The 13,078-nt window shown below is 70.4% G+C and carries 11 protein-coding genes; 4 read left to right on the top strand and 7 right to left on the bottom strand.

The genetic code is table 11. The features are described 5' to 3' along the window. Positions 1 to 118: 118 nt before the first annotated feature. On the bottom strand, positions 119 to 2,539 hold the full coding sequence (locus CW359_RS27600; RefSeq protein ID WP_105972863.1) for a protein serine/threonine kinase AfsK: 2,421 nt from the start codon (positions 2,537 to 2,539) through the stop codon (positions 119 to 121). A gap of 244 nt (positions 2,540 to 2,783) precedes the next feature. Then, a complete protein-coding gene (locus CW359_RS27605; RefSeq protein WP_105972864.1) occupies positions 2,784 to 3,503 on the bottom strand; it encodes an AfsK-binding protein KbpA in 720 nt (239 codons plus the stop codon). 192 nt (positions 3,504 to 3,695) lie between these two features. Here CW359_RS27605 and CW359_RS27610 point away from each other — a divergent pair, with 192 nt between their 5' ends. Continuing rightward, positions 3,696 to 4,343: a TetR family transcriptional regulator gene (locus CW359_RS27610; protein ID WP_105972865.1), complete on the top strand. Its 648-nt coding sequence runs from the start codon at positions 3,696 to 3,698 to the stop codon at positions 4,341 to 4,343. Between the two features lie 193 nt (positions 4,344 to 4,536). On the opposite strand, the gene CW359_RS27615 is transcribed toward CW359_RS27610, so the two are convergent. Then, on the bottom strand, positions 4,537 to 5,025 hold the full coding sequence (locus tag CW359_RS27615; RefSeq protein ID WP_105972866.1) for a nitroreductase family deazaflavin-dependent oxidoreductase: 489 nt from the start codon (positions 5,023 to 5,025) through the stop codon (positions 4,537 to 4,539). Further along, a complete protein-coding gene (locus CW359_RS27620; protein WP_105972867.1) occupies positions 5,025 to 6,266 on the bottom strand; it encodes an acyl-CoA dehydrogenase family protein in 1,242 nt (413 codons plus the stop codon). The genes CW359_RS27615 and CW359_RS27620 overlap by 1 nt, the downstream gene beginning before the upstream one ends. 135 nt (positions 6,267 to 6,401) lie before the next feature. Between CW359_RS27620 and CW359_RS27625 the strand changes: the two genes are divergently transcribed. Next, positions 6,402 to 7,589, top strand: a complete 1,188-nt coding sequence (locus CW359_RS27625; RefSeq protein WP_232838622.1) for a thiolase C-terminal domain-containing protein — start codon at positions 6,402 to 6,404, stop codon at positions 7,587 to 7,589. A 32-nt stretch (positions 7,590 to 7,621) separates the two neighbouring features. On the opposite strand, the gene CW359_RS27630 is transcribed toward CW359_RS27625, so the two are convergent. Both CW359_RS27630 and CW359_RS27635 read right to left on the bottom strand, forming a co-directional pair. Then, positions 7,622 to 8,833: an esterase-like activity of phytase family protein gene (locus CW359_RS27630; protein ID WP_269805611.1), complete on the bottom strand. Its 1,212-nt coding sequence runs from the start codon at positions 8,831 to 8,833 to the stop codon at positions 7,622 to 7,624. An 87-nt stretch (positions 8,834 to 8,920) separates the two neighbouring features. Further along, positions 8,921 to 9,439 (bottom strand): cysteine hydrolase family protein, encoded by a 519-nt coding sequence (locus CW359_RS27635; RefSeq protein ID WP_105972869.1) that lies wholly within the window; start codon positions 9,437 to 9,439, stop codon positions 8,921 to 8,923. Between the two features lie 145 nt (positions 9,440 to 9,584). Here CW359_RS27635 and CW359_RS27640 point away from each other — a divergent pair, with 145 nt between their 5' ends. Continuing rightward, positions 9,585 to 10,169, top strand: coding sequence for a TetR/AcrR family transcriptional regulator (locus CW359_RS27640; protein WP_105972870.1), 585 nt, complete (start codon positions 9,585 to 9,587; stop codon positions 10,167 to 10,169). Between the two features lie 60 nt (positions 10,170 to 10,229). On the opposite strand, the gene CW359_RS27645 is transcribed toward CW359_RS27640, so the two are convergent. Further along, the gene (locus tag CW359_RS27645) at positions 10,230 to 10,640 is read right to left on the bottom strand and encodes a Fur family transcriptional regulator (protein WP_105972871.1); all 411 of its coding nucleotides are present in this window, start codon (positions 10,638 to 10,640) and stop codon (positions 10,230 to 10,232) included. Between the two features lie 159 nt (positions 10,641 to 10,799). Here CW359_RS27645 and katG point away from each other — a divergent pair, with 159 nt between their 5' ends. Continuing rightward, on the top strand, positions 10,800 to 13,022 hold the full coding sequence (gene katG, locus CW359_RS27650; protein WP_105972872.1) for a catalase/peroxidase HPI: 2,223 nt from the start codon (positions 10,800 to 10,802) through the stop codon (positions 13,020 to 13,022). Positions 13,023 to 13,078 lie beyond the last annotated feature (56 nt).

Here is a 13,078-nt window from a genome sequence, read left to right on the forward strand (position 1 = left end):
CCACCCACCCCAGGCCCGTCCCACCCTCCAGCCCGTCCGGCGCTTGAGGACAAAGCGGGGGTCCGGGGGCGGCAGCCCCCAGGGATGGGACGGGTAGGGGCGGCGGGGGCGAAGAAACTCACCCCGTACGAGCCGTCCCCGTCCCCTTCTCCGCGTCCAGCGCGTACACACACCGGTCCTTGCTGCACGCGTACACGACACCGTCCTTGACCACCGGCGCCCCGGTGATCTCACCACCGGTCGCCAGCTTCCACCGCAACCGGCCGTCGTCCGCCTTCAGGGTGTACAGCAGATGGTCGGTCGAGCCGAAGTGGATGCGCCCCTCCGCCACCGCCGGGGCGCCGACGATGTCGCCGCCCGCCTGGAAGCGCCATTTGGGGGTACCGGTGACCGCGTCCAAGGTGTATAGACCCTTGCCGCTGCCGACGTGCACATGCCCCGCCGCGACCAGCACCGGCTCGATCGACGCCCGCGACTCCGTCGCGATCCGCCACCGGTCCCGCCCGTCCGCCGCGTCGAGGGCGTACACCGTACCGAGGTAGTCGGCGAGGTACACGCCGCCGCCGGTGACCGCCGGGCCCGGGGCGAAGGTGGGCGGGGAGAGGAAGACCGCCGGGGCCTCGAAGTGCCAGCGGACATGGCCGCCGGCGACGTCGATCGCGAGGACGCGGGTGCCTGCGGAGACGTACACCTGGCCGTCCGGTCCCGGGGTCAGCCGGACCGGGACCCCGCCGCAGGAGGTGGCGTCGCCGATCGGGTAGGACCAGCGCTCGTCACCCGTACGGGCCTCCAGGGCGCGCAGTCTGGCGTCCTGCCAGACGAAGACCGTGCCCTCGTGGACCTGGGGTCCGGCCTCCGGGGACTCGAAGTCAGTCTGGGCGCCGCCGTGCTCCCACAGTTTCTGGCCGGTCGCCGCGTCCCAGCCCTGGACGCCGCCACCGCGCGTACCGGTGACGACCGTGCCCCGGTCGGCCTTGAGGGAGTAGACCCAGGCGTCCGTCGAGAGCCGCCACAGGTCCATGCCCTCACGCGCGTCGAGCGCGAACAGGGTGGGTCCGTCGGAGGCGTGGATACGGCCGTCCGCGACCGCCATCGACCAGGCGACGTCCCTCGTCTTGAAGCGCCGGCGGCCCGTCATCACATCGAGGGCGTGCACCTCGAAGGAGGTGACGTAGACGAGGTCACCGGCGACCGACGGGGTGCCCCAGACGTCGTTCGACATGCGGAAACGCCAGGGGCGCCAGCCCGCCGGGGACTCCGGGGGCAGCGGCGGCGCGACCGGCAGCGGGTTCGGGTCGGCGCCGTTGACGCCGGGTCGCGGGCGCGACCAGGAGGCCACCAGGCCCGCCTCCGGCGGCGGTGCCTGTACGGCGGTGGCGCGCACGTCGGCGACGCGCGGGCCGGGGCCGATGGGCACGGGGGCACCGGCGAGGCGTACGGGGCCGGTGTCGGGCGCTCCGGTGGGTACGGGGGCGGGCATGGGGCCGGGTACGAGCCCCGGTCCCGGACCCAGACCCTGTCCCGGACCGGCGCCGAAGGGCGGCGGGTCGTGGGACGGGGGCGGCGGGATCGCCAACCTGCCACCGCCACCTCCACCACCGCCTCCGCTGCGGCCACCGGACGCCTGCGGCTTCGGCGCCGGACGGCCGCCGCGCCGCGTCTCGATGAGGGTCACCGCGCGCTCGGGCAGCCACGCGGACGCCGTACCGCTGTCGTCGGAGCCGGAGCCGAAGAGGTGAGGGGCCAGCTGGGCCTGGAGGTCGGCGGGGTTGGGGCGGCCCGTCGCCTCCATCTGCATACAGGATTCGATGAGCGGCCGGAGTTCGTCGGGCAGGCCTTCGAGGTCCGGGCCCTCCCGGAGCAGCATGAAGACCGTCTCGACCGGGTTGGCGCCGTGGAAGGGGGCGTGCCCGGTGGCCGCGAAGACCAGCATCGAGCCGAGCGAGAACACGTCACTGGCGCCGGTGACGCTGCGCGAGTCCTTCGCCTGCTCGGGGGACATGTAGGCGGGCGTACCGACGGCGACGTTCGTCATGGTCAAACGCGTGTTCGACACACCTGACGCGATACCGAAGTCGATGACCCGGGGCCCGTCCTCGACGACGAGCACGTTGGACGGCTTCAGGTCGCGGTGGACGAGCCCGGCGCCGTGGATGGACTGCAGCGCCTCCGCGACGCCCGCCGCGAGCCAGCGCACCGCCTGGGCCGGCATCGGCCCGCACTCGTTCACTATCTCTTCGAGCGAGGGCGCGGGCACGTACGCGGTGGCCAGCCAGGGCACGGCGGCCCGCGGATCGGCGTCGACGACGGCGGCCGTGTAGAAGCCGGAGACGGCCCGCGCCGCCTCCACCTCACGCGTGAAGCGCACCCGGAACAGCTGGTCCTCGGCCAGCTCCGTCCGGACCGTCTTGATCGCCACACGGCGGCCGGAGGCCGAGCGCGCGAGATAGACCAGCCCCATGCCGCCGGCACCCAGCCGTCCCAGCACCTCGAACGGCCCGATCCGCCGCGGATCGTGCTGCGTCAGCTGATCCACCACTTGCCTGCCACCTCCCCGTACGAGCCGCGTCACCTACACATATGTACGCGACCCCGTGCAGCGTCTCACCACCGCCACCGCCTTGGCGGCACGCACCCCGATTCTTCCTGGCCGGGGCACAGGTTGCGAACTCGGGTCCGGAACGGGGTGTCTCCACACAAGTCGGCTCAAAACACCCTTCCGAGGGGGCTTCCACAGGTGCTCCTACCCCGCCCGTACACCGCCCGTACCCGCTCCCAGCGGCTCATTTCCGGAGCAGTGCGAACGACGCCCCCTGGTTGTCCGTGACGACCGCCACATTCCCGTACGAAGTGTCGAAGGGCGTCGCCTGGACCCGGCCGCCGAGCCTGGCGACCGCCCCGAGGGCCTCGTCCATGTCCTCGACGGCGAAATGGACCAGGAAATGCGGCGGCATCTCGGCCGGGAACACCTCGGAGACGTCGGCCCGGCCGAAGTCGGGGGCCGCGTCCGGGCCGAACAGTGCCTCGTGGAAGAGGTTGCCGTAGAAGGTGTTGGCGACGGCGGTGTCCCGGGCGTACAGCTCGGCCCAGGCGAAGGTGCCGGGCTCGTGCCGGCGCCCGAAACCGGCGTGCGTACCGGCCTGCCACAGCCCGAAGACGGCCCCCTCGGGGTCGGTCGCCAGGGCGGTGGTGCCCAGCTCCCCCAAGGGAACCGGCGCGGTGATCACCTGTCCGCCGGCCGCGTGGATACGGGCGACGAGGGCGTGGGCGTCCGGGGTGGCGAAGTACACCGTCCAGACGGTGGGCATGCGGCCGTCGGCCTTGTGGGCGAGGGACGCGACGGGCTCGTCGTCGCGCAGGGCCCGCACCAGACCCTCCTTCTCCTGGAAGGTCCACCCGAAAAGCTCACCGTAGAAGCGCTTGCCCGCCTCTACGTCGGGCAGCTGGGCGTCCAGCCAGCACGGGACGCCCTCTGTGCGGGCGGATGCCCTGTTTTCGGCCATACCGTCAAGTTAACGGTCCTTCACGCATCCCGCAGGGCAGCGGCGGGGGCCGCGGGAGGATCAGGGGCCGGACCAGGCACAGCCGTCTCCCAGGGGCCCCTCAGATGGTCTCTCACCGCTCACAGATCACCATTGCACCCCATTTGCAGTCGGCCGAATCGCGCTCCGATCACCCCTCGGTAAGCTGACGGCATGACAGGACAAGTGCGTACCGTCGACGGCCGTGTGGCCGGCCGGCGTGGGCAGGCGACCCGGCAGAAGCTGCTCGACTGCCTCAGCGAGATGCTCAGCTCCTCCCCTTACCGGGACGTCAAAGTCATCGATGTCGCCCGGAAGGCGGGGACTTCACCCGCGACCTTCTACCAGTACTTCCCGGACGTCGAAGGCGCCGTCCTGGAGATCGCCGAGCAAATGGCCACGGAGGGCGCCGGGTTGACCGAGCTGCTCGCCGGGCGGTCATGGGTCGGCAAGGCCGGGTGGCAGACCGCCCAGGAACTCGTGGACGGGTTCCTGGAGTTCTGGCGCAGGAACGACGCGATCCTCAGGGTCGTCGATCTGGGCGCCGCCGAGGGCGACAAGCGGTTCTACAAGATCCGCATGAAGATCCTCAACTCCGTGAACAACTCCCTTACGGACACGGTCACCGAGCTGCAGGCCAAGGGCAAGGTCGACAAGGACGTCAACCCCGCCGCCATGGCCGGCTCCCTCGTCGCGATGCTCGCGGCGGTGGCCTCGCACCAGCGCGGCTTCCAGACCTGGGGCGTGAAACAGGCCGAACTGAAGCCGAACCTGGCCCTGTTGGTCCACCTGGGCGTGACCGGCAAGAAGCCGACGAAATAGCGCACGCCCACTTACTCCAGGTTCGGCAGCCCGGTCGGGCTCAAGTCCTGTCACGCAGGCGGTGGTTCACTCCGGTCCCGGCCGGAGGGCCACCGCCTGTCGCGCATCTCCCCTGCCGGACAAAGGCGTTCAGCGGCTCAGCTGTTCACTGACTCTCTGACTCGCTGACTCGCCGACTCACTGATTCACTGATTCACTGCCGTACGATCCGGAAGATCCGTATCTCCCGCTCGATCCGCGCCTGATAGGTGGCGTACGGCGGCCAGAACGCGAGCAGCGCCTTCCAGGCGGCGGCGCGTTCCTCACCGGCCAGCAGCCGGGCGGTGACCGGGATGTCCTCCCCTTTCCAGCTGACCTCGGCGTCCGGATGGGCGAGGAGGTTGGCGGTCCAGGCAGGGTGACCGGTACGGCCGAAGTTGGACCCGATCAGCAGCCAGCTCTCACCGCCACCGCCTTCGGGCATGCAGGCGAGCGGGGTACGTCGCGGCAGCCCGCTCTTCGCGCCGCGCGCGGTGAGTACGACGCCGGGCAGCAGCTGGGCGCTGAGCAGCACCTTTCCCCTGGTCAGTCGGTGTACGGCACGGTCGAGGGCGGGGATCACGTGCGGGGCGATCCGGGCGAAGGCGGGGGCCGAGGAGACCCTCTGCACCGCCTTCACGACTCTGGCCGCAGTCACTGGCATCAGACGGTCACCTCTCCCGCGTCGAACTCGTCGAAGAGCCTCGCGGCGTCGGCCGCGTGCGCGCGGAGCCGGTGCACGGGCCCGAACAGCAGCTCGTCGCCTGCGGCGCGCTTGAAGTACAGCTGGGCTTCGTGTTCCCAGGTGAAGCCGATGCCGCCGTGGAGTTGGATGCCCTCGGCGGCGGCGGTGCGGAGGGATTCGAGGGCCTGGGCGAGAGCGAGGCCGCCTGCTCGCTCTCCCTCGCGGGCGGTTGCCCAGGCCGCGTAGTAGGCGGCTGAGCGGGCTGCTTGGACTTGTACGTAGACGTCGGCGAGGTGGTGTTTCACGGCCTGGAAGGAGCCGATCGGTCTGCCGAACTGCTCGCGCTGCATGGCGTGTTCTACGGTCAGTTCCAGGATTCGGGTGGCTGCGCCGACTGCTTCCGCGGCGAGGAATGTGGCGGCCGTGTCTCCTAGTCGGGGCAGGTGGGCAGTGGTTTGGCTTTCCGTGGGTGGGGGCTGGTCGCGCAGTTCCTCGCGCCCCTTGACGGCGTCTCCCAGCAACTCCGCTTTTACGTTCCGTAGTTGCAGGCGGCCTTGGGGTCTTGTCGGGTCCAGGGTCGTTTGGCGGGTGCGGGTCAGGCCTGTGGGGTTGCCCTGGACCAAGTAGAAGCGGGTGTGGGAGCGGGCGTAGCCGCCTGTGTGGGCCGGGATCAGGAGGAGTTGGGCGCTGTGGGCGTCCAGGACCTGGCTCACCTGGCCGAACAGGCGCCAGCCGTCCGCCCGTTGGGTCGCCTGGACGCCTCCGGCGCGGCCTCCCCCGGCCCAGTCCCGGCTCGGTTCGCCGGTCAGGGAGAGGACGGTGGCCAGGGCGGTGCCGGGGACCGCGAGGGTGGCGGTCAGGGTGCCGTCGGCGATGCGTGGGAGGAGGTCCGCGCGTTGGGCCTCGGTGCCGAGGGCGGTGATCAGGGGGGCCGTGAGGACGGCTGTCGCCAGGAGCGGGGAAGGGGCCAGGGCTCGGCCCAACTCCTCTGCGGCCAGAGCGAGTTCCGTGATCGTGGCGCCGTCGACACCGCCGTACGACTCGGGGAGGGCCAGGGCGGGGAGGCCCAGTTGTTCGGCGAGGGCCGTCCAGAGGGCGGGGTCGTGCCCGGCCGGGGTGTCGACGGCGGCCCGTACGTCACCGGGCGAGCAGCGCTTGCGGAGCAGCTCGCGGAGGGTACGGCGGATGTGGTCCTGTTCAGGGGTGAAGCGGGTGTCCATGACCTGCCCCTCCTGGGCGTCCGCGGCGCCCGCTCAGCGGGATCTGACGGTTCGTCATATTAGGGCGGACGCCCTCTGCCGCACAGAGCCTGAGCTGATATACCGTCAGATTCATGGTGAGTCGATGATGCGTCGATGGCGAGGTCGATGGTGAGCCGGAAAGTGGCGGTCGCCGGAGTCGCCCTGTCGGACTGCGGGCGCGTGGACGACGTGACCCCCTACGCACTGCACGCCCAGGCGGCCCGCCGGGCGCTGGCGGACTCGGGGCTCGGCCGGGAGGTGGTGGACGGTTTCGCGTCCGCCGGGCTCGGCACGCTGGCCCCCGCCGAGGTCGCCGAATACCTCGGCCTGCGCCCCACTTGGGTGGATTCCACCTCCGTCGGCGGTTCGACCTGGGAGGTCATGGCGGCGCACGCGGCGGACGCGATAGCCGCCGGCCACGCCAACGCCGTGCTCCTCGTCTACGGCTCCACGGCCCGCGCGGACGTCAAGGCGGGCCGGCGGACGGGCAATCTCTCCTTCGGTGCGCGCGGGCCGCTGCAGTTCGAGGTCCCGTACGGCCACACGCTCATCGCCAAGTACGCGATGGCCGCCCGGCGCCATATGCACCAATACGGCACGACGATCGAGCAGTTGGCGTCGGTGGCCGTCCAGGCGAGGGCCAACGCGGCGCTGAACCCGGAGGCGATGTTCCGTACGCCGATCACGGTCGACGAGGTGCTCGACGGTCCGATGATCGCGGACCCCTTCACCAAGCTGCACTGCTGTCTGCGCTCCGACGGGGGCGCGGCGGTGCTGCTGGTGGCCGAGGAGTACGTGCGGGACTGCCGTACGCGGCCGGTGTGGGTCCTCGGGACCGGGGAGCACGTCTCGCACGTCAGCATGTCGGAGTGGGCCGACTTCACGGTGTCCCCGGCGGCGGTGAGCGGGCGGATCGCCTTCGAGCGGGCGGGAGTTCGGCCGGAGGAGATGGACTTCGCGGAGATCTACGACGCATTCACCTATATGACGCTGGTGACGCTGGAGGACCTCGGCTTCTGCGGGAAGGGTGAGGGCGGCCCCTTCGTGGAGGCGGCGAAGGGACGGCTGAAGGTGGCGGGCGGTGAGCTGCCAGTCAACACGGACGGGGGCGGCCTGTCGGCCCAACACCCCGGGATGCGGGGGCTGTTCCTGCTGGTGGAGGCCGTACGGCAGCTGCGTGGGGACGTGGGCGAGGCGCGGCAGGTACGTACGGGGGACGGGCGGTTGCCGCGCCTCGCGGTGGCGTCGGGGACAGGCGGATGGTTCTGCTCGTCCGGGACGGTGGTGCTGGGAGCCGACTAGACGGACCGGACCGGCCAGTTGGTGGCCGTCCGTCAGACGAACGCGCGCCAGTCGGCGTGCAGTCGGTCGGAGAGGCGGACGGTGATGAACTCGTTGTTGTCCGCCTTGCCCGCCGTACGGCCGGACGAGAAGGGGAAGTTGTTGTCGTTCAGGACGGCGAGGGTGCGGTCGTCGAGCAGGACGACGTCCTCGATCGTCTGGAACGGGAAGGTGAAGGTCTCGCCGAAGCCGCCGAGCTTCTTCGGGTTGGCGATGTCCAGCAGGTCGGCGACGAGCGTCTTGTCCATCAGGCCGTCGCCGTTCCGGTCCCGGTTGTCGGCGAGGTAGATCCGCTTGAACTTGGCGGTGGCGCCCTGGCCGCCGTCCCGCTCGATGATCAGGAAACGGTGCTGGTCGACGGCGATGGCGTCGCCGATCGCGTTGGCGGGCGATTCGAGGCGGTAGGTCCAGTGCGTGCCGGTGTACTTCCGCTTCCGCAGGTCGAACTCGTTGAGCCGCAGGTCACCGGGGGTGTCGCCGGTGACGGTGCCTTCGAGGAGCGGGTAGAGGTGCCGTCCGTCGACGCCCCGGACCAGCCCCTCGAAGCCCTTGCTGCCGCCGAGGGTGGGCGTCTCGCCGTTCAGGTAGGGGTTCTCGGGAGCCTTGACGCCCGCGAGCGAGATGGGTGCGTCGAGGAGCCGCCCCTTCTTGTCGAAGTGCAGCAGGAACGGCCCGAACTCGTCGCCGAGCCAGTAGGTCCCGTCGTACGCCTTCACGATCGACTCGACGTCGAAGTCGGCGCCGGTGAGGACCCGGTCGGCGCGGGTGAGGGCGAAGGGGACGCGGTGGTACGGGTCGCTGAGGTTGAAGCCGCCGAGGACGGTGACCTTCCCGGTGCGGGTGTCCGGCTTGACGTGGTGGACGCGCAGCAGGAAGTCGGCGCTGTTCGCCTTTCCGCCGTAGCCGTTGTCGGACAGCACGTCGTACGTGCCGTCGTGCCGGTTGACGATGCCGCTGAAGCCCTGGACGGGCTGGCCGGCGAAGGGGGCGGCGATGCCGTTGAAGGGACCGGTGCCGATGGCGGCCCCGGAGGGCTCGCTGTTCGGGACGAAGGTCTCGGCGGGGAGGGCGGCGAAGCCGGTGAGGGTGGCCCGGCCGTACGTCGCGGGCGTTCTCCCGCCATGGGCCGCGCCCTCGGCGGAGGCGGGCGCCGCGAAACCGGCGGTCAGCGCGGCGGCGCTCAGCATGATCAGAAGTCTTCTCATGGCCCGCACGGTAGGGACACCCGGTGACGGCCGCCCCAACAGCAGGCGACGTTCCGGCCAGTCACCCGCTCCCCGCAACAGGCGTGCTCACGGGCGCAGTTCGGGAATCTCGTCCGCAGGCAGGACATCGGCGACACGCCACAGCCCGATCCAGCTCTTCGGCGCGACCGACTCGTCGAGAAGCACGGCGTTGACCTGGGGGTCGGGGTCGTCGCAGGCGTCGGCGACGACGGTGACCTTGAGGCCGGTGTCGACGGCCCACCGGGTGGTGGACAGCACGGTCCCGGACGTGGCAACTCCCGCGACGAGGATCCGCCCGACCCCGGCGGCCTCCAGCCGCTCCCGCAGATCGGTGCTGGCGAAGGCGCTGAAGCTGGTCTTGGTGAGCACGGTCTCGCCCTCGGCGGGGGCGAGGAGGGGGTGGATCTGCTCGCTCATGCCCTGCGGGACGACGTGGAAGACGGGCAGCCCGGCCGTACGGGCGGCACCGAGGGCACGCGCGGCGCGCTCGGCGACGGAGGGGTCGTGACTGAAGTTGTCGACAATGTAGGTGACGTAGTCGAGGGCGAGGAAGGCGGTGCCGGGGGTGGGAGTGGGGGTGGCCACGGGGTTCTCCTTGCTGCGGGGAGGAACGGGGCTAAAATCGGAGAGCACGCCCCGGTTAGCTGTCCACACCGTACCGGAGACCGCGCCCCGCTTAAAGCGGCGTACGAGATCGGCGTACGAGATTCACGACGAGGGAGACCCACAGATGCCGCCGGAGAACCCGAACCGCCCCCTGCGCGCCGACGCCCGCCGCAACCGGGACCGGCTGCTGGAGGTGGCGAGGGAGGCGTTCGCGGCGGAGGGGCTGTCGGTGTCCCTGGACGAGATCGCGCGCAGGGCGGGCGTGGGCCCGGGCACCCTGTACCGCCACTTCCCGACCAAGGAGGGCCTGTTCGAGGCGGTGGTCCACGAGCGACTCGACCCGCTCCTCGCCGAGGCGCGCGCGCTCTACGACGCGGAGGACCCGGGCGCGGCCCTGTTCACGATCCTGGACCGCCTGGTGACGGACGCAGTGACGAAGGCGGACCTGATCGACGCGATCGCCCACGCGGGCCCCGAGATCCAGGCAACGGCCGACGCGACCTCAGCCGACCTCCACCGCACGATCGGCCACTTGCTGACGCGGGCCCAGTCGGCGGGCACGGTTCGTGCCGATGTCGGCATCACGGACCTGATGGCCCTGCTGTCGGGCCTGCTACTGGCGCTACGGCACAGAGCGAACGCGGGGGCGGATCCAAGGTTGGCACTGACGGTGCTGTGCGACGGATTGAGGGCGCGAAGCGCCCGATAGGGGCGCGGGGAACTGCGCGACCAGCCCCAACGGCGCCGCACCCGGAATCAAACAAAACCCCTACGCACAAACCCCACAAAGCCCCCGATAGGTCACCTCGACCTGGGACACAGTGAAGCCGAAGCGTTCCTCCACGGGAAGGTCCGCCAGCGGGTCCCCCGCAGGATGCACATCCCTGATCGTCCCGCAGTTGGAGCAGATCAGATGCTGGTGGGGATGGTGCGCGTTCGGGTCGTACCGCTTGGCCCGACCATCCGTCGCCACCTCTATGACCTCACCCAGGGACACCAGCTCACCCAGGGTGTTGTAAACGGTCGCCCGAGAGATCTCCGGCAGCCGCTGAGCCGCACGCGCGTGCACCTCGTCAGCCGTCAGATGGACGTGTTCGCCGTCGAGGACCTCCGCGACGACACGCCGCTGGGAAGTCATCCGCCAGCCGCGTCCACGCAGTCGCTCCAGCAGGTCGCTCATATCGTTCACCTATTCAGGTTCGGCGGAATACACGGATTTTACCAGTGGGTGTCCGGGTTCCGATAGGGTACGGAATTGACGTACTTCTTGACTTGGACTCTGTCTATTGTAGGGTCGGTTTCAACGGTAGTCGCCCCACCCCCGCAGTAAGGATTTCCCATGTCTGAGAACCATGACGCGATCGTCACCGACGCGAAAACCGAGGGCACGGGTGGCTGCCCGGTCGCGCACACGCGTGCCCCGCACCCGACCCAGGGCGGCGGCAACCGCCAGTGGTGGCCCGAGTCGCTCAACCTGAAGATCCTCGCGAAGAACCCGGCCGTGTCGAACCCGCTGGGCGAGGAGTTCGACTACGCCGCCGCCTTCCAGACCCTCGACCTCCCCGCCGTCAAGCAGGACATCGCGGCGGTGCTGACGGACTCCAAGGACTGGTGGCCGGCCGACTTCGGGCACTACGGCCCGTTCATGATCCGTATGGCCTGGCACAGCGCGGGCACCTACCGCATCAGCGACGGCCGCGGTGGCGGCGGCGCCGGTCAGCAGCGCTTCGCCCCCCTGAACAGCTGGCCGGACAACGGCAACCTCGACAAGGCCCGCCGTCTGCTGTGGCCGGTCAAGAAGAAGTACGGCCAGAACCTCTCCTGGGCCGACCTGATGATCCTCGCGGGCAACGTCGCGCTGGAGACGATGGGCTTCGAGACCTTCGGCTTCGGCGGCGGACGCGCGGACGTGTGGGAGCCCGACGAGGACGTGTACTGGGGTCCCGAGAAGGTCTGGCTCGACGACGAGCGCTACACCGGCGACCGTGAGCTGGAGGAGCCCCTCGGCGCCGTCCAGATGGGCCTCATCTACGTCAACCCGGAGGGCCCCAACGGCAACCCGGACCCGATCGCCGCGGCCCGCGACATCCGCGAGACCTTCCGCCGTATGGCGATGAACGACGAGGAGACCGTCGCCCTCATCGCCGGCGGCCACACCTTCGGCAAGACCCACGGCGCCGGCCCGGCGGACGCCGTCGGCCCCGACCCCGAGGCCGCGCCGATCGAGCAGCAGGGCTTCGGCTGGAAGAGCTCGTACGGCTCCGGCAAGGGCGGCGACGCGATCACCAGTGGCCTTGAGGTCACCTGGACGAGCACGCCGGCCCAGTGGAGCAACGGCTTCTTCACGAACCTCTTCGAGTACGAGTACGAGCTGACGCAGAGCCCGGCCGGCGCCAACCAGTGGGTGGCGAAGAACGCCGAGGCGATCATCCCGGACGCGCACGACCCGTCGAAGACGAAGCTCCCGACGATGCTCACGACCGACCTGTCGCTGCGCTTCGACCCGGCCTACGCGGAGATCTCGCGCCGCTTCTACGAGAACCCGGACCAGTTCGCGGACGCCTTCGCCCGCGCCTGGTACAAGCTGACCCACCGTGACCTGGGCCCGGTCGTCCGCTACCTCGGCCCCGAGGTCCCCTCCGAGGTGCTGCTCTGGCAGGACCCGCTGCCCGAGGTGACGCACGAGCTGGTCGACGCCGCCGACGTCTCCGCCCTCAAGGCGCAGATCCTCAGCACCGGCCTCACCGTCTCCCAGCTGGTCTCCACCACCTGGGCGGCCACGTCCTCCTTCCGCGGCAGCGACAAGCGCGGCGGTGCCAACGGCGCCCGGATCCGTCTCCAGCCGCAGGCCGGCTGGGAGGTCAACCAGCCCGACGAGCTGGCCCAGGTGCTGCGCACCCTGGAAGGCGTCCAGGATGCCTTCAACTCCGCGCAGTCCGGCGGCAAGCAGATCTCGATCGCCGACGTGATCGTCCTCGCCGGTGCGGCGGGCGTCGAGAAGGCGGCCAAGGACGCGGGCTACGACATCGAGGTCCCGTTCACCCCGGGCCGCGCCGACGCGACGCAGGAGCAGACGGACGTCGAGTCCTTCGCCGCTCTCGAGCCGACCGCCGACGGGTTCCGCAACTACCTCGGCAAGGGCAACCGCCTCCCCGCCGAGTACCTGCTGCTCGACAAGGCCAACCTGCTCAACCTGAGCGCCCCCGAGCTGACCGTCCTCGTCGGCGGCCTGCGCGTCCTCGGCGCGAACCACCAGGGCTCCTCGCACGGCGTCTTCACCGACACCCCGGGCGTGCTGACGAACGACTTCTTCGTCAACCTGCTGGAGCTGGGCACGGAGTGGACGGCCACCTCCGAGGACAAGAACACCTTCGAGGGCCGCGACGAGTCCGGCCAGGTCAAGTGGACCGGCACCCGCGCCGACCTGGTCTTCGGCTCCAACTCGGAGCTGCGCGCGGTCGCCGAGGTCTACGCGAGCGACGACGCCAAGGAGAAGTTCGTCAAGGACTTCGTCAAGGCGTGGGTCAAGGTGTCGAACGCGGACCGCTTCGACCTCGTCTGATCCACAGCACAGCCGAGCACTGACGTCCGGGTCGGCCCTCACGGGTCGGCCCGGAC

This window comes from Streptomyces geranii (assembly GCF_002954775.1).
Classification (GTDB): Bacteria; Actinomycetota; Actinomycetes; order Streptomycetales; family Streptomycetaceae; genus Streptomyces; species Streptomyces geranii.

What these genes read in the sequence shown, in the direction of transcription:
- CW359_RS27605 (WP_105972864.1), bottom strand. Translation starts at nt 3,503, where the DNA reads ATGGCCGAAAACAGGGCATCCGCCCGCACAGAGGGCGTCCCGTGCTGG.
- CW359_RS27610 (WP_105972865.1), top strand. Translation starts at nt 3,696, where the DNA reads ATGACAGGACAAGTGCGTACCGTCGACGGCCGTGTGGCCGGCCGGCGT.
- CW359_RS27615 (WP_105972866.1), bottom strand. Translation starts at nt 5,025, where the DNA reads ATGCCAGTGACTGCGGCCAGAGTCGTGAAGGCGGTGCAGAGGGTCTCC.
- CW359_RS27620 (WP_105972867.1), bottom strand. Translation starts at nt 6,266, where the DNA reads ATGGACACCCGCTTCACCCCTGAACAGGACCACATCCGCCGTACCCTC.
- CW359_RS27625 (WP_232838622.1), top strand. Translation starts at nt 6,402, where the DNA reads ATGGCGAGGTCGATGGTGAGCCGGAAAGTGGCGGTCGCCGGAGTCGCC.
- CW359_RS27630 (WP_269805611.1), bottom strand. Translation starts at nt 8,833, where the DNA reads ATGAGAAGACTTCTGATCATGCTGAGCGCCGCCGCGCTGACCGCCGGT.
- CW359_RS27640 (WP_105972870.1), top strand. Translation starts at nt 9,585, where the DNA reads ATGCCGCCGGAGAACCCGAACCGCCCCCTGCGCGCCGACGCCCGCCGC.
- CW359_RS27645 (WP_105972871.1), bottom strand. Translation starts at nt 10,640, where the DNA reads ATGAGCGACCTGCTGGAGCGACTGCGTGGACGCGGCTGGCGGATGACT.
- katG (WP_105972872.1), top strand. Translation starts at nt 10,800, where the DNA reads ATGTCTGAGAACCATGACGCGATCGTCACCGACGCGAAAACCGAGGGC.